Origin of the sequence: Thermodesulfobacterium sp. TA1 (genome assembly GCF_008630935.1) — a bacterium.
Taxonomy (GTDB): Bacteria; Desulfobacterota; Thermodesulfobacteria; order Thermodesulfobacteriales; family Thermodesulfobacteriaceae; genus Thermodesulfobacterium.
Genome location: NZ_CP043908.1, coordinates 799,737 through 822,030, shown reverse-complemented (window position 1 = coordinate 822,030; position 22,294 = coordinate 799,737). Strand labels below are relative to the sequence as shown.

The window sequence follows — 22,294 nt, the reverse complement described above, 5'->3', positions numbered from 1 at the left end:
CAGTTGTTATTAAGTCCTCAAATTAAGAACTTTCTTTAGAACTTTCTTGCTTACCGTTATCTTTTTGACCTTTTTCTTTTCGAGCATAATCTGTCACATACCACCCACTTCCTTTTAGAATAAAACCGGTATTACCTATAAGCCGTCTTAATCCTCCACCACATTTTTCACAAGTTTTAAGAGGTTCTTCAGTAATTTTTTGCCAAACCTCAAACCTATGTCCGCAAGCTAAGCACTCATATTCATAGATGGCCATAACCTCCTCCCATCCTAAAATTTTAGCGATTAAACTGTTAAACGATTAAATTAAGAAAAAATTCGTTGAAAATATAATGCAGAGTTTTTACTTTTAAAGTGGGTTCAACATAAAAAAATAAAAAATCATTTTTTTACCAAAGGAGCAAGGATGGTTATCAATTGTTTACCTTCAAGCTTAGGAGGACTTTCTATCTGAGCTTTATCTTTTACCGCTTCAAAAATAGCTTGTAAAACCTTGTCTGCCATTTCTGGATGGGATATCTCTCTTCCTTTAAACACTATCCTAACTTTTACCTTGTTTTTATCTTCTAAGAACCTGATAATGTGTTTAATTTTTACTTCTAAATCGTGTTTATCTGTTTTGGGGCTGAGCTTGATTTCTTTGGTTTCGATCTGTACCTGCTTTTTTTTAGCTTCTTTAGCTTTTTTTGCCTCTTGATATAAAAACTCTCCAAAATCCATAATTTTACAAACAGGCGGATTAGCTGTAGGGGCAATTTCTACCAAATCTAAACCATAATCTTCGGCATATCTCAGAGCTTCTCTTAGAGACACTATCCCAATCTGTTTACCATCAGGACCGATTAACCTTACTTCATTTGCTTTTATCTGCTCGTTAACCCGATATTTTTTCTTCAAATCTTTTTGCATATTACCCTTATCCTCCTAAACAAGATTTTTTTTAGAATTTTAAAGACTTTAAGACCAAAAATTTTAAAAGGAAGAGGATACTTAAGACCTTTCATTAAGTTGATAAACTGGGTGATTTTCTTTTTTTAATCTATCTATAAGATCTTCCAAAGATAGATTGTTTAAAATTTCCCCTGTGCGTGTTCTAAGACTTACTACTTGATTTTCTTCTTCTTTATCTCCAATTATTACCATGTAAGGCACCTTTTCTTGCTGAGCCATCCTTATTTTATAATTAAGCTTTTCACTTCTAAAGTCTCTTTCTACCCTAAAACCAGTCTGTTCTAAAGTCTGAGCCACCTTTTCTGCGTAAGGGATGGTTCTGTCGGTAATCGTTAGAACCTTTATCTGCACCGGAGCTATCCAAAACGGGAAAGCCCCGGCGTAATTTTCTATTAAAACCCCTAAAAATCTTTCTAAGGACCCTAATAAGGCTCTATGTATCATAATAGGACGATAAAACTTATTATCCTCTCCTACATAGACCAGATTAAACCTTTCAGGCAGGTTAAAATCTACCTGAATGGTAGAACACTGCCAAAATCTACCCAATACATCTTTTATCTTTAGGTCTATTTTAGGTCCATAAAACACCCCTTCTCCAGGGTCTATTTCATAAGATAAACCTTTGTTTTCTAAAGCCTTTTTAAGGGCCTCTTCTGCTACGTCCCAAACCTGTGGATCACCTACAAACTTTTCTGGCCTGGTAGATACAAATATTTTATATTCATGAAAACCAAAAACCTTTAAAAAGTAAATTACTAAATCCAAAACGTTGGTAAGCTCCTCTTCAAGCTGGTCTTCGCGACAAAAGATATGAGCATCATCTTGAGTGAATCCTCTAACCCTTAACAGCCCATGTAAGACCCCGCTTCTTTCAAAACGATAAACCGTTCCTAATTCACAAAAACGTAAAGGAAATTCTCGATAACTTCTTCTTTTTTGGTTATAAACATAAATATGAAAAGGACAATTCATAGGTTTTAATTGATAGGCTCTGTTTTCAAGCTCCATCGGAGGAAACATGTTTTCTGTATAAAAATCTAAATGACCAGAAACTTTCCACAGGTCTCTTAAAGCTATATGCGGAGTATACAACAACTGATAACCACGTTTAAAATGTTCTTCTTTCCAGAAGTTTTCTATTATATTTCTGAGGATAGCACCCTTGGGTAACCATATTACTAATCCAGGACCTATATCCTCTTCTATCGTAAAAAGTTCAAGCTCTTTACCTAATTTTCTGTGGTCTCTTTTTTTGATTTCCTCAAGCCTTTTTAAATGTTCTTCAAGCTCTTCTTTGTTAAAAAAAGCAGTTCCATAAATCCGCCATAACATGGGATTTTTTTCGTCTCCCTTCCAATAAGCACCAGAAACAGAAAGAAGTTTTATCGCTTTTATGTCCCCGGTAGAAAGTAGGTGAGGACCTCGACAAAGGTCTATAAATTTGCCTTGAGAATAGATGGAAAGAACTTCATCTTCGATTTCCTCTATAAGTTCAAGTTTAAACTCTTCTTTTAATGAAGAGAAAAGCTCTTTAGCCTCTTCCTTGCTGATTTCCTTTCTTTCTAAAGGAAGTTTTTGTTTGATGATCTCTTTAACTTTAGCCTCTATTTTTTGTAAGTCCTCTTCGTTAAAAGGACGAGAATAATAGATATCGTAATAAAACCCGTCTTCGATCGCAGGCCCTATACCTAATTTAGCCTCTGGAAAAAGTTCTTTTACCGCCTGGGCGAGAACATGCGAGGCTGTATGACGTAAAAACCACAAAGCATCTTGATCTTCAGAAAAAACCGGAGAAAGTTCGACGATCCCGTTTTCGGCTAAATTTTCTTTTATAAAAGTATGCCAGTCTATAAATTTTCCTTTAAGCTTAAAACCTATCGGAAGCTTTTTGATAATTTTTTTAACTTCTGGAATAAGTGTTTTTAAAGATTGACCTGATTGAAATTCAAACTCCCCGATACCTTGAATAACTATTTTCAAACCTAAACCCTTTTTTCTCCTAAAAGATTTTTAATAAAAATGGTAGGCGCGGGCGGGATCGAACCGCCGACCTCTTGCGCGTCAAGCAAGCGCTCTCCCACTGAGCTACGCGCCTGTAATTTAGTTCTTTTAAGATAACAAAATTTTGGGTTATGTCAAGGTAAAAATTTTAAAATTATTGCGAGAATTTTTAGTCTACTAAAGTTTGTCTTTGAAATTTTCTAACAACTTACCCTCTTGGATTTTAGAACAAAAGATAGTATCTTTATAATATCTTTTATAAAATCTTTTATAAAAAACCGAAAAGGAGGCTAATTTGAAAACCTACAAACTTTCTTTTATTGCCCAACTAATAAACGGAAAGCTTATAGGAGAAGACTTAGAAATAAAAGGAATAAATGCCCTCCCTCTTGCCCAAGAAGACGAAATGGTTTTTATCGATTCTTTAAAACGGGTTTCTCAGGCTAAAGAATCTAAAGCTAAGGCTGTGCTTTGTCCATTAGGTTTTGCCTCTTATCTTGAAGGGAAAGCCGTGATAGAGGTTAAAGATGTAAGGTTAGCCTTTGCCAAAATTACATATCTTTTCAAAAAAGAACCCCCGGTTAAATGGGGTATAAGTGATAAAGCTTTTATAGAGGAAGGTGTAGAAATAGAAGAACCGGTGGCTATCTACCCTAATGTATACATACAGTCAGGGGCTAAAATCAGAAAAGGAGCGGTGCTTTATCCAGGGGTGTTTGTAGGAGCTTTTTGTGAGATAGGAGAAAATACGGTGGTTTACCCTAATGCTGTAATCTATCCCTATTCTAAGATAGGGAAAAACTGTATAATCCATGCAGGGGTTGTAATAGGGGCAGATGGATTTGGCTTTGCTCAAGAACCATTAGAAGAAGGTTATAGAAACGTTAAAATTTATCACTTTGGAGGGGTTTTGATAGAAGATGAGGTAGAAATAGGTGCCAACTCTACGGTTGATAGGGCTGTTTTTGGGGCAACAGTGATAGGAGAAGGAACAAAAATAGACAACTCTGTTCAGGTAGGGCATAACGTTAGGGTTGGGAAACAAAATATCTTGGTTTCTCATACTGCCATAGGAGGAAGCGCTGTTTTAGAAGACTTTGTTATGATAGCCGGACAAGTAGGCATAGCCCCTTCAGCAAAAATAGGCAAAGGGGCTAAGGTCGCAGCCAAATCAGGAGTGGTAGGAGAAGTCCCAGCTAACGCTGAGGTAGCAGGTATTCCGGCTATCAAGGCTAATGTTTGGAGAAGAGCGGTGGTAATCTTTGAGAAACTTCCTGAAATTTACAAAGAACTTAAGAAATTCCTAAAGACTTTTTAGCTTCTTCCACAATCCTGTGGACCTCCCCTAAACATCAGGTGCCTTTGGGGTTTCTAATATGGCATTCGCATTGACCTTTCCTTTTTTTATCTACGATAAACCCTAAAATCTCAGACCGACCTTGATTTTCTTTTACATCTCTTAGGATGTCTTCTTTAGAAAAACCAAAACAATAGCACACTAATTCTGACATCTTCTCCCTCTCTCAATTTTTTATTCTGCTATAAAAACCTGTTTTGCACAAAACACAAAGGACTTGCCTGACCTGTGCAAAGGTAATTTCCAAAATTCTTTAAATCCCTCTTCTTCAAAGTCTTTGGCCTCCCAATATAACACCTCTCCTACATAAAACAGATGGTCTCCTACAAGCAATCTTTCTCTTACTTTACATTCAAACATGGCCATACCTTCCTCTAATAACGGTAGGTTAAGATTAGGACTCGGCTTGATTTTGATGTTAAAAGCTTTGATTTTATCGGTTTCTCTACCTTTAGTAGACCCTACCTTAAAGATAAGCCCATAATCCTCTGTTAAAATTACCGAAAAAGCTTGATGTTTATCGATAAGCTCTCTTGTATAATGTTTATCTGCACAGGCAAAACCGATGGTAGGGGGTTCAACCGAAATAGGGGTTATCCAGGAACAAGCCATAAGATTTACTTCTCCTTCTTTAAAATTCCCGCTCCCTATGATTACAGCCGGTCTTGGATGAAGAGCCCTATAAAACTTCATACTTCTCCCCCCCCCTTTATCAGTTTTTACTCGTAAGTTTTCACTCCATTTTGCTTTGTATAATAAAACAAAAACAGACAAATTAAAGAGGGACAAAGACTTTAATTTTCAACACGTGATAAGTTGTTTGGTAGGGCTATTAAAACCTTAGCCGACTTAAAAAAGATGGCATACCGCTTGATAGTTAATATAAATTAAAGTAATTTTTTCTGGAGGATAATTTTTACCAATATAACATTTTAAAATAGTACTTTTTTTTAATAACCGAAAAGGCTGATATTGACAAAAAAAATTTTTATATTAACGTTTTAAACTATGTTAGTAGAAAATATTATGATCAAAAATTTAGTTACAATTAATCCTGAGACAAATATCGTGGACTTAATCTATAATTTTATAGATAAAGAAATCGGAAGTGTTTTGGTGGTAAATCAAAAACACGAACCGATACACATTATAACTCTAAGAGACTTGCCAAAAATTTTTCTTGTTTCTCCTGCTCCTAATACTGTATCTGAGGCACTTCAAGCCTTAGGAAAAGACAAAAAAACACTTATTACGATTAACGGTGAATCATCCCTTTTTGAAGCTATAACCCTTATGCATCGGTTTAATATCAGTCACCTTCCGGTAGTTGATAACACCTATAAACTTATAGGGATGGTAAGTCTAAAAGATATTATAAAGTCTATGCCTAATCTTATCTATATCGACCATCTTACCGAACTAAACAACAGACTTTACCTTGATTTAATCTTACCCAAAATTATGAAAACTCAAAGCTCTATCGGATTTCTTATGATAGACATAGACAACTTTAAAAACATCAACGATACCTATGGTCATTTGATAGGGGATGAGGTTCTAAAAGCAGTTGCTACGACTTTAAGAAAAAACGTAAAAATTAGTGATGAGGTGATAAGATACGGAGGAGAAGAATTCTTAGTGATGCTTTATAGATGTGATTTAGAAAAGGTAAAGATGGTAGGAGAAAGACTAAGACAAAGGGTTGAAGAAATAAAACTTGAGAAGTATCCTGACCTTAAAATAACTGTAAGTATCGGTGGTAGCGAATATAATGGAGAGAAAGAAATAATGGAATGCATTTCCTTGGCTGACCAAGCCCTTTATAAGGCAAAACGTTTAGGTAAAAACCGAGTAGAAGTTTTAACCTTAGAAAATAAGGGCAACTGTTGCGAAATACCCCTTACTTTGTAGTTTCTCTTTTTGCTTTAAAAAAACTTCTAAGCAGTTCTGCTGCCTTTTCTTGTAATAAGCCTTCTCTTACCTTAATTCTATGGTTTAATCTTGGGTCGTTGGTGATTTGATAAAGGCTTATACAAGCCCCTGTTTTTTCATCCTTTGTAGCAAAGATCAATTCTTCTATCCTGGCAAGGACTAACGCATAGGCACACATCGGACAAGGCTCAAGGGTAACATAAACTTTGCAGCCTAAAAGTCTGAAATTCCCTACTCTTTGGCAAGCCTCTTTTATAGCTAAAATTTCAGCATGGGCAGTGGGGTCGTTTTGTTTTAAAATTTGGTTTCTTCCTCTACCTATAATTTCTCCGTTAGGAGACACAACAACCGCACCAACAGGCACCTCCTCTTCCTCAAAAGCCTTAAAAGCCTCTTTTAAGGCTTCTTCCATAAAAATTTTATCCTTTTCATCAAACATTTTGCCTAACCTAATCCTCTTATCAAAAATCCACAAACTAAAAAAATCAAAGAAACCAAAGTTACCAAAATCTCCAGATAAACCACCTGACCAAGGGGTCTTTTTTTGACCACTAAACTAAGAAAATAGGCTACTCCCCACACGATAAAAAACAACCCAAACTTAAGGTCTAAAAAAGCCGAGAAAAAGGTAAGTAAAACCCCAACTAAAACGATCAAGTTTAAAACCTTAAAAATTTTTTTAGGTTCATAAGAAAGGGTGGAAAGAAAAAAGTTTTTGGGTAAAAACCCATCTGTCTGAAAATAGACTATTTCTAAATAAAGCTTTAAATAAAAAATCACCAAAAGGCCTTGCAAAAAAATAAGTCCAAAATTTAAACTCCAAAAAGGATATAGATAAAGAGTAAGGGACGATAAGAAAAGAGCCTCCCAGAGAAAGGTTAATGAAGTACGATAGGTAAGAAGGTCTATAAGCAAAAGGACTATGGCTAAGCTTAGTATTCTCGATTTATATAAAATCCCTGCAACTAAAGCCAAAATTCCTGCTAACACCATAAACCCTAAAAGACCTTTCTCGTGTTGAGAAAGAAATTTATGTTTTATCGGGAGGAAAAACCTAAAGGTATCCTTTAAAAGTCTTTGGTTTAAAAGATATCTTAAAGTAGTAAAACTCCAAACAAACAAGGCAAGATAAAGAAATTGAAGATTAAACGGATGTTTAATCGCTGCCAAAATACCGAGAAAAACCGTAAGAAAGGTTAAAGATAAAGTGGTTGAAGTAAAACATAAGATTTTCAATAAGTTATAAAAAAAAGAAGTCTTTGCTTTTATATAATCTACAACCTCGTTTATCAACCAGTTAGGAGTTGAGGCTCCTGCAGTAATACCTATTATTTTATGTTTTTTTATCTCTTCCCAAGGTAATTCCTCAGGACTTTCAACCAAAAATACCTGTTTATTTTCTTTTTTAGCTACCTCTGCTAAACGGTTGGTGTTTGCACTAAACTTTCCGCCTATTACCACTATAGCTGAGCAATCTTTACAAAGATTTCTTACCTCGTTTTGCCTTACCTCTGTAGCATTACAGATGGTATTAATAATTTCTCCGTTGGGATAAAGAGAGATAATCTTTTTAGCAAGAAGGTTAAAAAGCCTTTCATCCTGGGTGGTTTGAGAAAGGATAACATATTCTTTAAGTGGAGGGAGGGTCGTTAAGTCTTCTTCAGAAGAAATCACATATCCCTTACCTTCGCAGTAACCAAGAATACCTTTAACCTCTGCATGGTCTTTATCTCCTATGATAACCACTTCTTTTCCTTCAGAAACTGCCTTTTTAGCCAACGCTTGGACCTTAAGCACCCTTGGGCAGGTTCCGTCTATTACTTTATGTTTTTGTGATAAAATTTTATAATCTTTGGGTGGAACTCCGTGGGCACGTATAACCACCACCCCTTGTGGAAGGTCGTTATTGAGGTCTTTTAACACTTTTACTCCAAAGGTATCAAGTAATTTCAACGTTTGGGGATTATGTATCAAGGGACCATAGGTGTAAATGTTAGACTTTTCCTCGTTTAAAGCTTTTAACACCAAATTAACCGCCCGTCTTACTCCCATGCAAAAACCAGCCTTTTTAGCGATCTTTATCTTCATAAAATCTCTCTCCTTATCTCAGCCTTAAGTCTTTCTATATCACCCTTTTCAGCCATACTGTAATATCCGTTCTTCCCTATAATAACATGGTCAAGAACCTTTATCTGAAGAAGCTCCCCAGCTAAAATAAGTCTTTTGGTAAGGACCAAATCTTCCCTTGAAGGGGTTGGGTCTCCTGAAGGATGGTTATGTACAAGGACGATCGATAAGGCCTTTTTTTCTAAAGTTTTTTTAAAAATCTCCCTTGGGTAAACCGCGCTTTCATGTAAGGTACCCTCAAAAAGGGTTTCCACCCCTAATACCTTAGACTTAGCATCAAGAAAAAGCACCTTTAGCACCTCTCGGTCAAGGTTTTGTAATTCATAGCGAAGGTATTCGTATACCTCTTGAGGAGACCTAAGATATTCGGTTTTTAAAGCTTTAGTTTTAAGGTACCTTCTTGCAACCTCGTTTATAACCTTTAGCGGAAGAACAGCCTTTTCTTTTAAACCTTTAAACGTTTTTAGCTCCTCTAACGGGGCATCAAGCACCTGGTCTAAGGTCTTATAATGATTAAGAAGGGTTCTGGCAAGTTTTCGAGTATCTCGATAAGGAAGACTAAACATCAAAAGAAGTTCAAGCAGGTCTTCGTCAGTAAACCTTTCTGGCCCTTCTTTAAGAAATCGCTCTTTTACTCTTGCTCTGTGTCCCTTGGCTTTTTCATAAGCCTCTACTAAGATTTTCTGACGATAAGTCTTTTCTTCAGTCATGTTTGATTTTTAGAGACTCATCTGAAATTGAGCCCTACCCTGCACTTTAAAATTTCCTTGGTCTATCTGATAGGTCATCCCCTGTCCTTTAACCATCATCCCTTTTTTCTTTACCAATACCTCTCTTTCGGTAAAAAGATAGTTTTTTTTAGGAAAAAAAATTAATTCTTCGGTGTATACCTCTCCATGGTCGTTGGTAATTAATTTTACGTTCCCCTGAAAAACCATTTTGTCTTCCTTAGGATAATAATATCCCCGTTTAGAGGAAATGTTTATCCCTTTGGTTGGGCTAACCACATTTAAACCTTCTGCTAAAAAGCTCCCCTCTTTGTCGCGTTTAAAAAATGAAGCCTTAAGCTTCCAAAGAAAACCTTCTTTACCGTAAAAACTATACTCTAAGTCTTTAGCTACGATACTAAAATCTTGGGACAGACCGTTTGAACCTAAGAATAAACTCAGGATAAATAGGATTGCAACAAATCTTGCCATTTTCCTTTAGCCTTTAAGATGAGGTCACAAACCTCTCTTACCGCTCCTTTTCCTCCAGGAAGTTTGGTAACATAGTCTACATAATCGTTTACTGGAGGCCATCCGTTAGGAACCCCTATAGCCAGCCCCACCCTTTTTAAAACCGGAAGGTCTATCCAATCGTCTCCTACATAGGCTATCTCTTCGTCTTTTATACCTTTTTCTTGTTTGATCTTTTCATAGATGGTTATTTTAGATAGCTCTCCTTGGGACACAAGAAGGATCCCTAATTCTTTGGCTCGATGTTGGGTTACCTGAGAAAACCTGCTTGAAAGTATGGCTACTTCAACCCCTATTTTTTGTAAGAGTTTTATTCCCATTCCGTCAAGCACGTTAAAATGTTTAACCTCTTCTCCCTCACTGGTAATAATAATCCTACCATCGGTAAGAACTCCGTCTACATCTAATAAAAGAAGTTTAATCTTTTTAGCTTTTTTTAGTACTTCTTGAGGAAATTCCATGTTTTTCTACCACAGTTCTTAAGTCTTTAATTTGAGAAAATAATGGTTCTAACCAAGCAAGAGGCAATGAGTTAGGTCCATCACAAAGAGCCTTTTCTGGGTCTGGATGCACCTCCATGAAAATACCATCTACCCCTACCGCAACCGAGGCCCTCATTAAATAAGGGATAAACTCTCTTTCTCCTCCTGACTTCCCCTCTCCTCCTCCAGGAAGCTGAACGCTATGGGTGGCATCAAAGATAACCTTATCACTAAATCCCTGCAAAATAGGTATACTTCTAAAATCTACCACCAAATTCCTATATCCGAAGGTATAACCTCTTTCGGTTGCCCAAACCTCCTTTGGGTTAAACTGCTTAGCTTTTTCTACCGCATATTTCATGTCCCAGGGAGATACAAACTGACCTTTTTTGATGTTTACGGTTTTACCTGTTTTAGCTGCCTCTACCACTAAATCAGTTTGTCGACAAAGGAAAGCAGGTATTTGAATAATATCTACTACTTCTGCTACAGGTTTAACCTGCCAAGTTTCATGCACATCCGTAGTAACAGATACACCTACTTTAATTTTTACTTCATAAAGCCAGGCAAGACCTTTCTCAAGCCCAGGACCACGATAAGAAAAAATAGAGGTTCTGTTAGCCTTATCAAAAGAGGCCTTAAATACATACTCAAAACCATGTTTAGTAGTTAAAGCTTTTAATTCCTTGGCTATAAAAAGGGCTAAATCAAGGTCTTCTAAAACACAAGGCCCTGCTATGATTAAAAACTTCTCCTTCATCCCTTACCTTTTGTAGAATTTTAAAAAGTATTTTATAATCAATTTGACAGACTTGCAAGCCCTATAGGCAAAAGTAGATGGATTATACCAAGTTTGAAAAAAATTTTTTCCGAAAAAAATGGACCGGAAGGACCTCTATAGCCTTGGTGTTTCCTAACCATTATGCCGTAGGAATGTCTAATTTAGGCTTTCTCTATGTTTATCAAAGACTAAACCTTTATCAAGAAATAGTCTGCGAGCGGGTATTCTTACCAGAAAAAAACCAAAAACTGAGGTCTGTAGAAAGCTTTAGGCCTCTTAAGGATTTTGACCTTATCCTTTTTTCTGTGCCCTTTGAGGTAGATTATATAAACGTATTAAAAATCTTAAAAGACGGAGAACTTGGCTTAGACCCTATCCAAAGAAAACAACCTGTTTTAGCAGGAGGGGTGGCTACTTGGTTAAACCCAGAGCCTCTTTCACCTTTTATAGATGCCTTTTTACTTGGTGAATGGGAAGAAATGGAACCTCAAATAATCCCCCTCTTGGTAGAATATTCTCAAGACAAAAAAACATTGCTTAAACATTTAAGTTTTTTACCTTTTGTCTACCTTCCCTCTCAACGAAATTCCCAAAAAATAAAGGTTTTAAAAACCAAAAATCCAACTCAGGTAGTATATTCCACCCTTATCAGTGAAAAAGCCACCTTCTCAGAAACCTATTTGATAGAGGTAGCCAAAGGCTGTGGAAGGGCTTGCAGGTTTTGTGCTGCAGGGTTTGTCTACCGACCTCCCAGAAGTTATCCAGAAGAAGTTCTGTCTGAAGTGATAGAAAACATACCAGAAAATTCTAAAGTAGGGATAATAGGGCTTGAGTTTGCTAATAAACAAGAAATCCTTAAGTTTGGACAAAAACTCTTAGAAAAAGGATGCACCCTTACTTTTTCTTCCTTAAGAATAGACGCTTTAAACGAAGATTTTTTAGCCCTTTTAAAAGGCACCAAAAGTATAGCGATTGCCCCAGAGACAGCCTCTCCAAGGTTAAAAAGGGTCATAAACAAAAACCTTACAGAAGAAGAGATTTTTGAGGCCTTAGAGAAGTTTCAAGAAAAAGGATTAAAAAACATCAAATTCTATTTTATGTTAGGCTTGCCTTTTGAGACCCAAGAAGACTTAGAAGAAACCACCAAGTTTATAAAAAAGCTCCTTGCTCAGGGTTTTCACCTCAACTTTTCTTTTACGTTTTCTTTTTTTGTGCCCAAACCTCATACTCCCTTTCAGTGGACTGAATTCTTAGGATTAAAAGTGCTTAAAGAAAAGGAAAGGTGGATAAAAAAAGAACTGAGACAGGTCAAAAACCTAAAGGTTGAACCTCCTGAAGAAGCCCTTTTACAAACCTTGATAGCAAGAGGAAACAAAGATTTAAAAGATTTTTTACTTAGTTTGGCTGAAGGGAAAAATCTTAAAAAAGCCCTAAAGATTCTACCTAAGGTCTCAGAATTTTTACGTCCTGAAGGGTCGTTAAAGATCTCCTTTCCCTGGGATAAAATCGATTTAGGAGTAAAAAAAGAATATCTCTGGAGAGAATGGCAAAGGGCTAAAGAGTTAAAATTAACCGGTTTTTGCAAACCTGAAACCTGCAAACTCTGTGGAGCCTGTGATAAAAAGAAAGTTTAACAAGTTGCTATCAAAAAAACTTATGGTAAAATAAATTATTATGAGTGTGTTGATGGGAATTAGCATTTTTCCGTTAGATAAAGGTGAGAGTGTAAGCTCCTATGTAGCCAGAGCTGTAGAGATTATCGAACGTTCAAACCATCCCTATGTAATGACCCCGATGGAAACGGTAATAGAAACAGAGACCATGGAAGAGGCCTTAAAAATCGCTGAAGAGTGTTTTAAGGCTTTAGAAAAGGACTGCAACCGTATCATAGTTAACATTAAAATCGATTATAGAAAGGGAAAATCAGGCCGTATCAAAAGTAAAATAGAATCGGTAGAAAAGAAACTCGGAAGATCAGTAAGTAAAGTCTAAAGGAGGTTTTTCTTTAATGCCTAAGAAAATAGTTTTAGCTTATTCTGGGGGGCTTGATACTTCAGTAATTTTAAAGTGGCTTATAGAAAAGTATCAATGTCCTGTAGTGGCCTTTTGTGCAGACCTTGGTCAAGAAGAAGATTGGGAAGAAATCAAACAAAAAGGTCTTAACTGTGGTGCAGAAAAGGTTATCATAAAGGACTTAAAAGAAGAATTTGTTAAAGACTATGTATTTTTTGCTATAAAGGCAGGTGCAAGGTACGAAGACTGGTATCTTATGGGAACATCTCTTGCACGTCCGCTTATTGCTAAAGAACAAGTAAAGATCGCCCTTGAGGAAGGGGCGGATGCAGTAGCCCATGGAGCAACCGGTAAAGGAAACGACCAGGTAAGGTTTGAGCTTACCTATTCAGCCCTTGCCCCTCAGCTTAAAGTTATTGCCCCTTGGAGGGAATGGGATTTCAAGGGAAGACAAGACTTGATAGCTTATGCCCAAAAACATGGTATCCCTGTTCCTGTCACCCCAGAAAAACCTTATAGTATAGATGCTAACCTTTTTCATATAAGTTATGAAGGTGGTATCTTAGAAGACCTCTGGACTGAACCACCAGAGGATATGTTTCTTATGACCCTTTCTCCTGAAAAGGCCCCCGATACCCCTGAATATGTAGAGATAGAATTTGAAAAAGGAGAGCCGGTGGCGGTTAACGGAGAAAGATTAAGCCCTGCTGCTCTTTTAAAGAAACTAAACGAATTGGGTGGGAAGCATGGTGTCGGTAGGGTTGATATGGTGGAAAATAGGTTTGTAGGGTTAAAAAGCAGAGGCATCTATGAAACGCCAGGGGGTACCATTTTGCATATAGCCCATAGGGCTTTAGAACAGATTACCCTTGATAGAGAAGTAATGAGACTTAAAGACAGCCTCATGCCTAAAATAGCAGAGCTTATCTATTATGGATTTTGGTTTAGTCCTGAGTTTCAAACCCTAAAGGCTCTGATAGAACAAACCCAAGAAAGAGTCTCAGGAACAATAAGGCTTAAACTCTATAAAGGAAACGTAATAGTAGCCGGTAGAAAAAGCCCTAACAGTTTGTATAAAAAACATTTGGTAAGTTTTGAAGAAAAAGAGGGATATAACCCTAAAGATGCAGAAGGTTTTATAAGACTTCAGGGATTAAGATTAAAAATTTACAACCTATCGGAGGAGGAAGGACTATGAAAATCTTTGTTGACACCGCTAAAATCGAAGAAATAAGAAAGGTTAAAGAATGGGGAATTCTCGACGGAGTGACCACCAACCCTACCCTTCTTTCTCAAACAGGTAAACCCTGGAAAGAGGCTGCCATTGAAATTTTAAAAGAGGTACCTGATTTACCTGTGTCTTTAGAGGTTTTAGCTACAGACTTTGAAGGCATGGTTAAAGAGGCCAAAGAACTTGCCAAGATGGGAGACAATGTGGTAATCAAAATCCCTTTTACCGTTGAGGGGATAAAAGCGGTTCAAGCCTTAGCTGCAGAAGAAATTCCTACTAATGTTACGCTGGTCTTTACCCCTATGCAGGCCCTTATTGCCGCGAAAGCCGGAGCTACCTATGTTTCTCCTTTTGTAGGAAGGATAGATGATATCTCTTATGATGGTATTTCTGTATTAGAGGAAATACTTCAGATTTATGCAGCTTATGGGTTTGAAACCGAGATCATTGCCGCAAGCATACGTCATGTAGACCACGTAAGAAAATGTGCCCTTTTAGGGGTTGATATTGCAACCATTCCTTTTAAAGTAATAGAACAGATGTTTAAACACCCTCTTACTGATATAGGCCTTACCAAGTTTTTAGAAGATGCTAAAAAAGCTAACATTTCTATCTTATAAACCTGATTATAAACCTGAAACTTTTAAAGTTTGCCTTGCTTTTATACCAGTTAGACCTAAAGCTTTTTTATATCGTCAATCATTTTAGAAACAGAGTTTTAGATTTTATTTTACCTTATTTTAGCCACCCAGATTTTATTTATGTGTTCTTTGTAATCACTGGGTGGCTTATCCTTAAAAAGAAAAACCTTTGGCAAAGTTTACTAATATGGCTCTTTTTGGTTTTAGGCTATCTCTGGGTAGACTTTAGTTGTGCTAAACTTTTAAAACCCTATTTTCAAAAACCAAGACCCTTTTTAGCCCAAGAAAAAGTATATTACTACACCAACCAAAGCTACCGCTACCTTAATCAACCAATAAAAAAGGAATCAAGCTATAGTTTTCCTTCAAACCATGCCTCAAACGTTTCTTTTGCCTCGGTTTATTTAAGCCTTTTTTACCCCCCGTTTGTCTGGGGTTGGACTTTGTTTATGCTTTTGGTAGGTTGGTCAAGAATATACTTAGGGCACCACTACCCTTCTGATGTGCTGTTTGGTTTTCTTTGGGGTGGTTTTTGGGGATGGACGTTTTATCTTTTGGTTAAAACCCTTTTAAACAAACTTTTGTATGGCACCAAAAAGACTGCCTAAACCTCTCATTTTTTTGATTTTTCTGTTCTTGTTTAAACTTTTTTATCTTTTCTCTTTAAACCTTCCTCTTTCCTATGACGAATCTTACTATTGGGATTGGTCAAGGCATCTTGACTGGGGGTATTATAGTAAACCCCCGATGGTTGCCTGGTTGATCGGTCTTTTTACTTCTTTATTAGGGGTTTCTGAATGGATAGTGCGCTTACCTGCCCTTTCTTCTATTTCTTTATCAACCTTGTTTTTTTATCTTATCCTTAAAAAACGCTTACCTTCTGAAAATAAACTTTTCTTAGCCTTAGCTTGTCTTAGTTTAATTCCTATACTTACTGTTTACAGCTTTATCATAACGATAGACCCACCTCTTTTACTTTTCTGGACAGCCTCGCTTTATTTTTTTCTAAACTATTTAGAAAAATCCAACCTAAAGCATGCCTTTTTAACAGGTCTTTTTATGGGACTTGGGGTCCTTACCAAGCAAACGATGCTAAGTTTTGTGTTGATAGCTTTTTTCTATCTGTTGGTTTTTAAAAGAGATTTTTTAAAAAATCCTTTTACCTACCTGATGTTTGGATTACCTTTTTTAATGTTTTTACCTAACCTTTATTGGAACTATATAAACGGGTTTGTGATGGTTAGACATACAGAGGAACATTTTTCAAGGACCGGAATAGACTTTCTTAAAGGTATAAAACTTATAATAGAAGTATTATTACTCTACACCCCTTTAGCTTGGGCCTTTATCTGGTTTTCTCTTAAAAACTTAAAAAGAGAACTCTTTAAAACCAAAGATTTTATCTATTTTCTTGGTTTACCTTCCTTAGCGTTTTTAGGGCTTTCTTTTGTAGTAGAAATAAACGCAAACTGGATATTACCTTTTGTAGTCTCTGGGCTTTTATGGGTAGTTTATAACCTTTCTTTTTCAAAGGCAAACATTTTTTTAAGACTAAACTTAATTTATGGGGCTGTTTTTTTAGTTTTAGCCTGTTTGTTTGGGGCTTTTCCTGAGAGGTTTCCTGACTTTACCAGAGAGATTTTAAAAAAATTTTTAGGTTGGAGAGAACTTGCTTCTTATGTAGAGACTTTTTACGACGGAAAGACCCCCATCGTTGTCTCTTACAGGGACATAGCCTCATCTTTAGCCTTTTACTTGAAATCCCATCCAGAAGTTTACGTAGTCCAAAAAAAAACTTATCCAGAAAATCAGTATCATCTTTGGAGAAAGGAGGTTGATTTAATAGGAAAAGAAATTATCTATATTCAAAAAAACCCTAATCCTCCCAAAAAACTTAAAAACCCTGTTAAAATTGGAGAAGTCCGAGTTAAAATATCAGAAAAGTCATATAAAGAGTTTTATATCTGGAAAGGAATTTGGGATAAAGAAGTATAAAAATGGCTTATTTTTGTCAAGAGTGTGGATACAAGAGCCTTAAGTGGCTTGGACGCTGCCCTGAATGTGGTAGCTGGAATACCTTGGTCGAAGAAAAAGAAAGTCTTATAAAATCAAAGAATAAACTCAAGCAAGAAACTAAGGAAATAAAAATTTTAAAACTTTCAGACATAAGGTATGAAGAAAAACCAAGGATTTTAACCGGAATTAGCGAGTTTGATTTAGTTTTAGGAGGAGGAATCGTTCCCGGGTCCTTTATTCTTATAGGAGGGGACCCGGGAATAGGCAAATCAACCCTGCTTACGCAGGTAGCCGGTATTCTTGCAGAAAAGGGATTAAAGGTGGTCTATCTTTCTGCTGAGGAGTCGGCTGAACAGGTAAAACTAAGGGTTGAAAGATTAGGCTTAGGGGCTAAAGTCTTTTTTGTAGGGGATAACAACCTTTCAGCAGTGATAGAGGAATTAAAGACCTTAAAACCAGACCTTCTGATAGTAGATTCAATACAGACGGTTTTCTTACCTGAATTAGAAAGTCCTCCGGGAGGGGTTTCTCAAATAAGAGAGTGTGCTAATGTTCTTATGCGCTTTGCAAAAGAACAAGGGGTAATAACCATCGTGGTAGGACATATCACCAAAGGCGGAATTATAGCAGGACCTAAGGTTTTAGAACATTTAGTAGACGTAGTCCTGTATTTAGAAGGAGAAAAGGAAACAGGGTTTAGACTTTTAAGGGCGGTTAAAAACCGGTTCGGTCCGGTAAACGAGATAGGGGTTTTTTTGATGACCTCTAAAGGCCTTGCTCCCCATGCTCAGTATGAAGACCTTTTTTTGTCCGGAGAGGAAAACGCCGCTATCTTTTGTGTAATAGAAGGCACAAGACCTCTTTTGGTTGAAGTGCAGTCTTTGGTAGCCAAAAGTTTTCTTGCTGTACCAAGAAGAACAGCGGTAGGTTTTGACCCTATAAGGCTTTCTCTATTGGTTGCCATTTTAGAAAAAAAATTTCATTTTAACTTTACCAATCAAGACATCTATGTAAAGGTTTCAGGGGGTTTAAAAATTACCGATCCTTCTGCAGACATGGCGGTAGCGGTTTCTTTGGTTTCAAGCCTGTTAGAAAAACCTCTTCCTCCTAAAACCCTTTTCATAGGAGAAGTCGGACTTTCAGGAGAGATAAGACCGGTAAGAGATATAGTGCTTAGGTTAAAAGAAGCAGAGAAAAAGGGAATTAAAAAAGCCTTTGTGCCTGAAAGGATTGACCTTTCAAATCACAGTCTTTCTTTAGAGATATTCCCTTGTAAAAGATTAATAGAGGTTTGTGAAAAACTTTTCAGGTAAAAATGTTTGAAAACTTTTTAAACCTCTGGAACCATAGAGAAGAAATAAGGTTTTTTGTTGAAAAACATCCGGTGCTTGGTGCCTTTTTGTTTGTAGTCCTTCAAGCTTTACAAGTAGTATTAGCCCCTCTTCCTGGAGAATTAACCGGTTTTTTGGCTGGTTTTCTTTTTGGGGGTATCTATGGATTTGTGCTAAGTATGTTAGGTTTGATGTTAGGTTCCTTGGTTTCCTTTTATATAGCAAGATTTTTAAGGAAAAAATTTTTTAAAAAATATAAAAACTCTCCTACTTATTTAAAAGTAAAAAAGGTTTTCCAAAAGCACGGCCTTACTGGTATGTTTTTGCTGTACCTTTTTCCTGGTTTTCCTAAAGATTTTCTCAACTATTTACTCGGTTTTATGCCTGTTTCTATAAAAGGATTTATGGTAGTTTGTTTTTTAGGAAGGATACCTGGGACTTTTGCCCTTTCTTTGCAAGGAGACGTAGTGTTTGGAGGTCACCCTCAAAAAATAACCATAGTAACCTTAGTTTTTGCTATCGTTTTTCTAATTTTTTTGTTAATAAAAAAGAGGATAGAAAATTGGTTAGAAAAAGACCCTACCATTTAGTCCTTACTTTTACTCCTTTTTGGGCTAAATAATCTTTGATTTCTTTAATGGTATACATTCCATAGTGGACCATAGAGGCTATAAGGGCTGCGTCTGCCTTACCTTCGGTAAGGACTTGATATAAATGTTCTGGGTGCCCTGCCCCGCCTGAGGCAATAACTGGGATATTAACCGCCTCTGCTATCATCCTAGTAATGGTGAGCTCATAGCCTTCTTTGGTTCCGTCAGCGTCTATAGAATTAAGACAGATTTCTCCAGCCCCTAAATTTTCTGCCTCTTTTGCCCACCAAACAGCATCAATCCCCATCGGCTGTCTTCCACCTTTTATCCATACTTCATATCCAGAAGGTATTTTAGAAGAAGGTTCTACCTTTTTAACATCCATACCAAGAACGATACACTGAGACCCAAAAGCCTTAGCCCCTTCATAAATCAGTTTAGGATTAAGCACAGCCGCAGTGTTTACTGAGACTTTTTCAGCCCCTGCCAATAAAACCTCTCTCATATCCTCTACAGATTTAATACCTCCCCCCACTGAAAAAGGAATAAAAATCCTTTCCGCGGTCTTTCTAACCACCTCTATCATAATACCCCGATGCTCGGCACTAGCGGTGATGTCATAAAACACTACCTCATCTGCCCCTTCTTGATAATATTTTTCTGCCATTTTTACCGGATCGCCTACCTCAACATTATCTTTAAACTTAACCCCTTTCGTGGTTTTCCCATCTTTTACATCCAGACATACGATAATCCTTTTACTTAACATCTAAAACCCCTTTTTAGGATTTCTAAACAAAGGTATTTCTAACCCAAACATTTTAAAAGGCAACCTGCCTTTTAATTTTTTAACATCAGCTAAAACCAAAACCTCCTCCACAAGAATTCTTTTTATAATCTCCTAAGCCCTTGGTTATAGAACATACATTAGAAACCACCCTTTCAACCTTTTCTGAGCTACAAAAAGGACATTTAACCTCTTTTTCATCCTCTTTGGCAAACACAAGTTTTTCAAAAATCCTTCCACAATCATAACACCTAAACTCATAAATAGGCATAACCATTCTCCTCCCTTTATCCTTAAATTTAGCTTCGTAGTAAAATAATAAAGATTTTTTAAATTTCAAGCCCTGTTTCTTTAAAAAGCCATTTTAAAAAACAAGGAGTAACTTCAGAAACCTCGATTTTAGCAATACAAGGACAAGAATAAGAATGATGTTTAAGCACCTCTTTTTCTACCTCTGAATAAAGAGATTCTCTGGTTTTCACGATTAAAACCGCTTCTTGAGAAGACTCTATTTTCCCTTCCCACCAGTACATAGAAGTGATGTTGGACAAAAGGTTGATACATCCACAAAGTCTCTTTTCAAGTAGAAGTTTTCCTATTTTTAAGGCTTCTTCAGAGTTAGGAAAAGTTATGTAAACAAAAATCACTTTATCCTTGCCCATCCCTATACTCCTCTCTAATTTTTATCAACTCTTTTATCGACTTTTAAAGAAGTTAAGTTTTAATTATAATCTAACTTTTTAATTCTACAAAAAACATTTTACAAAAACTAAACTGTTTCCTCTCTGTTGGAAAAAAGCAAAAAAGTTTTATAATTGAGAAAAATTTTTTAGGAGGGAGGAGCATATGGAAAGGACTTTAGTTATGATCAAACCAGATGGGGTTCAAAGAAACCTTATAGGAAAGGTTATCAGCCTTTTTGAAGAAAACGGGATTAAGGTTGTGGCTTTAAAAAAGGTTAAACTTTCTAAGGAGCAGGCGAAGCAATTCTATGCGGTTCACAAAGAACGTCCCTTTTTTGAAAGTCTAACCGACTACATGAGTTCTGGTCCTGTGGTTGCTATGGTTTTAGAAGGAGAAAACGCCATCACCAGAGTTCGCGAAATCATGGGAGCAACCGACCCCAAAGAGGCTAAGGAAGGAACTATAAGAAAACTTTTTGCTATAGACAAAGAAAAAAACACGGTGCATGGTTCAGATAGCCCTGAATCAGCCGCTAAAGAAATACCCTTTTTCTTTAGCGACTACGAACTCCTTTCTGCTGAATAATGACCGAAAAAGAATGGATAAACTACTTAAAGAAATATCTTTTTGAAAAACCTCCGGTAGTTAAAACCTATAATGAGGACTGCACGGTTATTCAAAAAGGGAAAAGGGAATTTTTACTTTTTACCACCGATGCTTTAGTAGAAGGTGTTCATTTTAAGCTTGATTATTATTCTTTTTTTGATTTAGGGGTTAAGTTAGCCAACTCCAACTTAAGCGACATAGCCGCTTGTGGAGGGAAGCCCGAATGGGCTCTCCTTACCTTAGGAAGTCCTATCCCTATAGACCTCACCTGGGCTGAACCTTTTATCCAAGGACTTACCCAAAGTTTAGCCAAATTTGGTGCCTTTTTGGTAGGAGGGGATACGGTTAGAAGCCCCTTTTTCTTTTTTAGCCTTACTTTGTTTGGTAAAACCAAAAATCCTCTTTTACGTAAAGGGGCCAAAGAAGGGGATTTTATCTTTGTATCAAGGCCATTAGGAGGAAGCTCAGCTTTTTTAAGAATGATTAAAACCTATCCTTTAAAAGACATTCCAGAAAACTTAAAGACAGCTCATCTTTATCCTGAGCCAGAAATAGCTTTAGGAAAAGCACTTTCTAACGAAGCTTTAGCCACTTCAGCCATAGACCTTTCTGATGGACTGTTGATTGACCTTTGGCGTATATGCGAAGAAAACGGTGTAGGAGCTGAATTGAACCAAGAGGCCATCCCTGTAGAAAAAGGCGCCACTTTTGAAGAAGCTCTTTCAGGAGGAGAAGACTACGCCCTTCTTTTTACAGTTTCACCTTCTAAAGTAAATCAAATAGATAAGGTTGAAAAAAAGCTTAAACGAAAAATTTTTTGCATAGGAAGGGTTTTATCTGAAAAAAATCTTTATCTTATTACCTCAGAAGGAAAAAAGATAAAAATTAAACCTGAAGGTTTTGACCATTTTAAAAAATAAGCCCCGGAAAGGTTTTCCCGGGGCTAAACCCTAAACACCTATCTTCGGTTTAACGACCTACTTTTCTACATTAATTTTAATAACTTTTTTCTTCTCTTCTGGTTTTTTAGGTAAAACTATTTTCAATACACCATCTTTATAAGTAGCCTCAATCTTTTCAACGTCAACTTCACAGGGAATAGGAATAGACCTCATAAAACTTCCATAAAACCTTTCTACCCTATAGAAATTTTCCTTCTTTTCCTCTTCTTCTTTTTTCTTTTCACCTTTAATAAGTAAAACATTGTCTACAATGCTAATTTCCATATCCTCAGGATTTACACCTGGTACATCAACTTTTACGATAACATTATCTTCTGTTTCCGAAATATCTACGGCAGGAACCCAACTTATACCTTCCCATCTTTCTGGTATCACTTCTTTACCAAAAAAATCCTGCCATATACGGTCCATTTCTTTTTTTAATTCTTGTAATGGACGCCAAAGGATTATGTCTGCCATATTAATCACCTCCTTTTATAATTTTTTGATTATATTTTTTGATAACAAAATAAGTATGTAGAAAAAAATTTCAAGTTCTTTTTGACACAAAAATATCAAAAT

General features: G+C 36.5%; 27 protein-coding genes and 1 tRNA gene. 12 read left to right on the top strand and 16 right to left on the bottom strand.

The window, feature by feature from the left end; genetic code table 11:
• Window positions 1-22: 22 nt before the first annotated feature.
• The 4 genes from F1847_RS04255 to F1847_RS04240 all read right to left on the bottom strand — a co-directional run bounded on the left by F1847_RS04255 (window position 23) and on the right by F1847_RS04240 (window position 3,049).
• Window positions 23-256 carry an FmdB family zinc ribbon protein gene (locus F1847_RS04255; RefSeq protein ID WP_150071856.1) on the bottom strand — a complete coding sequence of 78 codons (234 nt, stop codon included), beginning with the start codon at window positions 254-256 and terminating at the stop codon, window positions 23-25.
• A 125-nt stretch (window positions 257-381) separates the two neighbouring features.
• A complete protein-coding gene (infC, locus tag F1847_RS04250) occupies window positions 382-909 on the bottom strand; it encodes a translation initiation factor IF-3 (RefSeq protein WP_150071855.1) in 528 nt (175 codons plus the stop codon).
• 81 nt (window positions 910-990) lie between these two features.
• The gene (gene thrS, locus F1847_RS04245) at window positions 991-2,934 is read right to left on the bottom strand and encodes a threonine--tRNA ligase (protein WP_150071854.1); all 1,944 of its coding nucleotides are present in this window, start codon (window positions 2,932-2,934) and stop codon (window positions 991-993) included.
• A 40-nt stretch (window positions 2,935-2,974) separates the two neighbouring features.
• A tRNA-Val gene (locus F1847_RS04240) sits at window positions 2,975-3,049 on the bottom strand.
• 201 nt (window positions 3,050-3,250) lie between these two features.
• Here F1847_RS04240 and lpxD point away from each other — a divergent pair.
• Window positions 3,251-4,273, top strand: coding sequence for a UDP-3-O-(3-hydroxymyristoyl)glucosamine N-acyltransferase (gene lpxD / locus F1847_RS04235; RefSeq protein WP_150071853.1), 1,023 nt, complete (start codon window positions 3,251-3,253; stop codon window positions 4,271-4,273).
• Between the two features lie 34 nt (window positions 4,274-4,307).
• Here the strand turns inward: lpxD and F1847_RS04230 are convergent, their stop codons facing one another.
• Together F1847_RS04230 and F1847_RS04225 are read right to left on the bottom strand one after the other, a co-directional pair.
• Complete coding sequence (locus tag F1847_RS04230; RefSeq protein WP_150071852.1) at window positions 4,308-4,466, bottom strand: BFD-like (2Fe-2S) protein; 159 nt, start codon at window positions 4,464-4,466, stop codon at window positions 4,308-4,310.
• A 20-nt stretch (window positions 4,467-4,486) separates the two neighbouring features.
• Entirely contained in the window at window positions 4,487-5,005 is a 519-nt protein-coding gene (locus F1847_RS04225; protein WP_150071851.1) for a flavin reductase family protein, read from the bottom strand.
• Between the two features lie 333 nt (window positions 5,006-5,338).
• Between F1847_RS04225 and F1847_RS04220 the strand changes: the two genes are divergently transcribed.
• On the top strand, window positions 5,339-6,223 hold the full coding sequence (locus tag F1847_RS04220) for a GGDEF domain-containing protein (protein ID WP_168194265.1): 885 nt from the start codon (window positions 5,339-5,341) through the stop codon (window positions 6,221-6,223).
• Here the strand turns inward: F1847_RS04220 and tadA are convergent.
• From tadA to kdsA, 6 genes are read right to left on the bottom strand one after another with little or no spacing between them, the layout of a single operon-like run.
• Complete coding sequence (gene tadA, locus F1847_RS04215; protein WP_150071849.1) at window positions 6,213-6,683, bottom strand: tRNA adenosine(34) deaminase TadA; 471 nt, start codon at window positions 6,681-6,683, stop codon at window positions 6,213-6,215. The two genes, F1847_RS04220 and tadA, sit on opposite strands and share 11 nt — an antisense overlap.
• Window positions 6,684-6,688: 5 nt before the next feature.
• Window positions 6,689-8,332: a 4-hydroxy-3-methylbut-2-enyl diphosphate reductase gene (gene ispH / locus F1847_RS04210; RefSeq protein WP_150071848.1), complete on the bottom strand. Its 1,644-nt coding sequence runs from the start codon at window positions 8,330-8,332 to the stop codon at window positions 6,689-6,691.
• The gene (gene radC, locus F1847_RS04205) at window positions 8,329-9,081 is read right to left on the bottom strand and encodes a DNA repair protein RadC (protein ID WP_150071847.1); all 753 of its coding nucleotides are present in this window, start codon (window positions 9,079-9,081) and stop codon (window positions 8,329-8,331) included. Before radC ends, ispH begins: the two co-directional genes overlap by 4 nt.
• A 9-nt stretch (window positions 9,082-9,090) precedes the next feature.
• Window positions 9,091-9,570 carry an LPS export ABC transporter periplasmic protein LptC gene (lptC, locus tag F1847_RS04200; RefSeq protein ID WP_150071846.1) on the bottom strand — a complete coding sequence of 160 codons (480 nt, stop codon included), beginning with the start codon at window positions 9,568-9,570 and terminating at the stop codon, window positions 9,091-9,093.
• Window positions 9,537-10,070, bottom strand: coding sequence for an HAD family hydrolase (locus F1847_RS04195; protein ID WP_150071845.1), 534 nt, complete (start codon window positions 10,068-10,070; stop codon window positions 9,537-9,539). Before F1847_RS04195 ends, lptC begins: the two co-directional genes overlap by 34 nt.
• Complete coding sequence (gene kdsA, locus F1847_RS04190) at window positions 10,036-10,851, bottom strand: 3-deoxy-8-phosphooctulonate synthase (protein ID WP_150071844.1); 816 nt, start codon at window positions 10,849-10,851, stop codon at window positions 10,036-10,038. The genes F1847_RS04195 and kdsA overlap by 35 nt, the downstream gene beginning before the upstream one ends.
• Window positions 10,852-10,928: 77 nt before the next feature.
• Here kdsA and F1847_RS04185 point away from each other — a divergent pair, with 77 nt between their 5' ends.
• Genes F1847_RS04185 through F1847_RS04150 form a run of 8 tightly spaced genes read left to right on the top strand, consistent with a single transcriptional unit; the run spans window position 10,929 to window position 18,694 of the window.
• On the top strand, window positions 10,929-12,506 hold the full coding sequence (locus tag F1847_RS04185) for a radical SAM protein (protein ID WP_150071843.1): 1,578 nt from the start codon (window positions 10,929-10,931) through the stop codon (window positions 12,504-12,506).
• 52 nt (window positions 12,507-12,558) lie between these two features.
• Window positions 12,559-12,864, top strand: coding sequence for an MTH1187 family thiamine-binding protein (locus F1847_RS04180; RefSeq protein ID WP_240702863.1), 306 nt, complete (start codon window positions 12,559-12,561; stop codon window positions 12,862-12,864).
• Window positions 12,865-12,880: 16 nt separating this feature from the next.
• Window positions 12,881-14,083, top strand: coding sequence for an argininosuccinate synthase (locus F1847_RS04175; protein WP_150071841.1), 1,203 nt, complete (start codon window positions 12,881-12,883; stop codon window positions 14,081-14,083).
• Entirely contained in the window at window positions 14,080-14,736 is a 657-nt protein-coding gene (gene fsa, locus F1847_RS04170; RefSeq protein ID WP_150071840.1) for a fructose-6-phosphate aldolase, read from the top strand. Before F1847_RS04175 ends, fsa begins: the two co-directional genes overlap by 4 nt.
• Window positions 14,737-14,771: 35 nt before the next feature.
• Window positions 14,772-15,365, top strand: coding sequence for a phosphatase PAP2 family protein (locus F1847_RS04165; RefSeq protein WP_168194264.1), 594 nt, complete (start codon window positions 14,772-14,774; stop codon window positions 15,363-15,365).
• A gap of 28 nt (window positions 15,366-15,393) precedes the next feature.
• Complete coding sequence (locus tag F1847_RS04160; RefSeq protein WP_168194263.1) at window positions 15,394-16,752, top strand: glycosyltransferase family 39 protein; 1,359 nt, start codon at window positions 15,394-15,396, stop codon at window positions 16,750-16,752.
• A gap of 2 nt (window positions 16,753-16,754) precedes the next feature.
• Window positions 16,755-18,086 (top strand): DNA repair protein RadA, encoded by a 1,332-nt coding sequence (gene radA, locus F1847_RS04155; RefSeq protein WP_150071837.1) that lies wholly within the window; start codon window positions 16,755-16,757, stop codon window positions 18,084-18,086.
• Between the two features lie 2 nt (window positions 18,087-18,088).
• Window positions 18,089-18,694 (top strand): TVP38/TMEM64 family protein, encoded by a 606-nt coding sequence (locus F1847_RS04150; protein WP_150071836.1) that lies wholly within the window; start codon window positions 18,089-18,091, stop codon window positions 18,692-18,694.
• Here the strand turns inward: F1847_RS04150 and hisF are convergent.
• The 3 genes from hisF to cutA all read right to left on the bottom strand — a co-directional run bounded on the left by hisF (window position 18,684) and on the right by cutA (window position 20,143).
• Window positions 18,684-19,463 carry an imidazole glycerol phosphate synthase subunit HisF gene (gene hisF / locus F1847_RS04145; RefSeq protein ID WP_150071835.1) on the bottom strand — a complete coding sequence of 260 codons (780 nt, stop codon included), beginning with the start codon at window positions 19,461-19,463 and terminating at the stop codon, window positions 18,684-18,686. The two genes, F1847_RS04150 and hisF, sit on opposite strands and share 11 nt — an antisense overlap.
• An 85-nt stretch (window positions 19,464-19,548) precedes the next feature.
• On the bottom strand, window positions 19,549-19,752 hold the full coding sequence (locus F1847_RS04140; RefSeq protein WP_150071834.1) for a zinc ribbon domain-containing protein: 204 nt from the start codon (window positions 19,750-19,752) through the stop codon (window positions 19,549-19,551).
• Window positions 19,753-19,810: 58 nt separating this feature from the next.
• Window positions 19,811-20,143 (bottom strand): divalent-cation tolerance protein CutA, encoded by a 333-nt coding sequence (gene cutA / locus F1847_RS04135; protein ID WP_150071833.1) that lies wholly within the window; start codon window positions 20,141-20,143, stop codon window positions 19,811-19,813.
• 184 nt (window positions 20,144-20,327) lie between these two features.
• Between cutA and ndk the strand changes: the two genes are divergently transcribed.
• A complete protein-coding gene (gene ndk, locus F1847_RS04130) occupies window positions 20,328-20,750 on the top strand; it encodes a nucleoside-diphosphate kinase (RefSeq protein WP_150071832.1) in 423 nt (140 codons plus the stop codon).
• Complete coding sequence (thiL, locus tag F1847_RS04125) at window positions 20,750-21,691, top strand: thiamine-phosphate kinase (RefSeq protein WP_150071831.1); 942 nt, start codon at window positions 20,750-20,752, stop codon at window positions 21,689-21,691. The genes ndk and thiL overlap by 1 nt, the downstream gene beginning before the upstream one ends.
• A gap of 57 nt (window positions 21,692-21,748) precedes the next feature.
• On the opposite strand, the gene F1847_RS04120 is transcribed toward thiL, so the two are convergent.
• Window positions 21,749-22,192 carry an Hsp20/alpha crystallin family protein gene (locus F1847_RS04120; protein WP_150071830.1) on the bottom strand — a complete coding sequence of 148 codons (444 nt, stop codon included), beginning with the start codon at window positions 22,190-22,192 and terminating at the stop codon, window positions 21,749-21,751.
• Window positions 22,193-22,294 lie beyond the last annotated feature (102 nt).

What these genes read in the sequence shown, in the direction of transcription:
- F1847_RS04255 (WP_150071856.1), bottom strand. Translation starts at nt 256, where the DNA reads ATGGCCATCTATGAATATGAGTGCTTAGCTTGCGGACATAGGTTTGAG.
- infC (WP_150071855.1), bottom strand. Translation starts at nt 909, where the DNA reads ATGCAAAAAGATTTGAAGAAAAAATATCGGGTTAACGAGCAGATAAAA.
- F1847_RS04230 (WP_150071852.1), bottom strand. Translation starts at nt 4,466, where the DNA reads ATGTCAGAATTAGTGTGCTATTGTTTTGGTTTTTCTAAAGAAGACATC.
- F1847_RS04225 (WP_150071851.1), bottom strand. Translation starts at nt 5,005, where the DNA reads ATGAAGTTTTATAGGGCTCTTCATCCAAGACCGGCTGTAATCATAGGG.
- F1847_RS04220 (WP_168194265.1), top strand. Translation starts at nt 5,339, where the DNA reads ATGATCAAAAATTTAGTTACAATTAATCCTGAGACAAATATCGTGGAC.
- tadA (WP_150071849.1), bottom strand. Translation starts at nt 6,683, where the DNA reads ATGTTTGATGAAAAGGATAAAATTTTTATGGAAGAAGCCTTAAAAGAG.
- ispH (WP_150071848.1), bottom strand. Translation starts at nt 8,332, where the DNA reads ATGAAGATAAAGATCGCTAAAAAGGCTGGTTTTTGCATGGGAGTAAGA.
- radC (WP_150071847.1), bottom strand. Translation starts at nt 9,081, where the DNA reads ATGACTGAAGAAAAGACTTATCGTCAGAAAATCTTAGTAGAGGCTTAT.
- lptC (WP_150071846.1), bottom strand. Translation starts at nt 9,570, where the DNA reads ATGGCAAGATTTGTTGCAATCCTATTTATCCTGAGTTTATTCTTAGGT.
- F1847_RS04195 (WP_150071845.1), bottom strand. Translation starts at nt 10,070, where the DNA reads ATGGAATTTCCTCAAGAAGTACTAAAAAAAGCTAAAAAGATTAAACTT.
- kdsA (WP_150071844.1), bottom strand. Translation starts at nt 10,851, where the DNA reads ATGAAGGAGAAGTTTTTAATCATAGCAGGGCCTTGTGTTTTAGAAGAC.
- F1847_RS04185 (WP_150071843.1), top strand. Translation starts at nt 10,929, where the DNA reads ATGGATTATACCAAGTTTGAAAAAAATTTTTTCCGAAAAAAATGGACC.
- F1847_RS04180 (WP_240702863.1), top strand. Translation starts at nt 12,559, where the DNA reads ATGGGAATTAGCATTTTTCCGTTAGATAAAGGTGAGAGTGTAAGCTCC.
- F1847_RS04175 (WP_150071841.1), top strand. Translation starts at nt 12,881, where the DNA reads ATGCCTAAGAAAATAGTTTTAGCTTATTCTGGGGGGCTTGATACTTCA.
- fsa (WP_150071840.1), top strand. Translation starts at nt 14,080, where the DNA reads ATGAAAATCTTTGTTGACACCGCTAAAATCGAAGAAATAAGAAAGGTT.
- radA (WP_150071837.1), top strand. Translation starts at nt 16,755, where the DNA reads ATGGCTTATTTTTGTCAAGAGTGTGGATACAAGAGCCTTAAGTGGCTT.
- F1847_RS04150 (WP_150071836.1), top strand. Translation starts at nt 18,089, where the DNA reads ATGTTTGAAAACTTTTTAAACCTCTGGAACCATAGAGAAGAAATAAGG.
- hisF (WP_150071835.1), bottom strand. Translation starts at nt 19,463, where the DNA reads ATGTTAAGTAAAAGGATTATCGTATGTCTGGATGTAAAAGATGGGAAA.
- F1847_RS04140 (WP_150071834.1), bottom strand. Translation starts at nt 19,752, where the DNA reads ATGCCTATTTATGAGTTTAGGTGTTATGATTGTGGAAGGATTTTTGAA.
- cutA (WP_150071833.1), bottom strand. Translation starts at nt 20,143, where the DNA reads ATGGGCAAGGATAAAGTGATTTTTGTTTACATAACTTTTCCTAACTCT.
- ndk (WP_150071832.1), top strand. Translation starts at nt 20,328, where the DNA reads ATGGAAAGGACTTTAGTTATGATCAAACCAGATGGGGTTCAAAGAAAC.
- thiL (WP_150071831.1), top strand. Translation starts at nt 20,750, where the DNA reads ATGACCGAAAAAGAATGGATAAACTACTTAAAGAAATATCTTTTTGAA.
- F1847_RS04120 (WP_150071830.1), bottom strand. Translation starts at nt 22,192, where the DNA reads ATGGCAGACATAATCCTTTGGCGTCCATTACAAGAATTAAAAAAAGAA.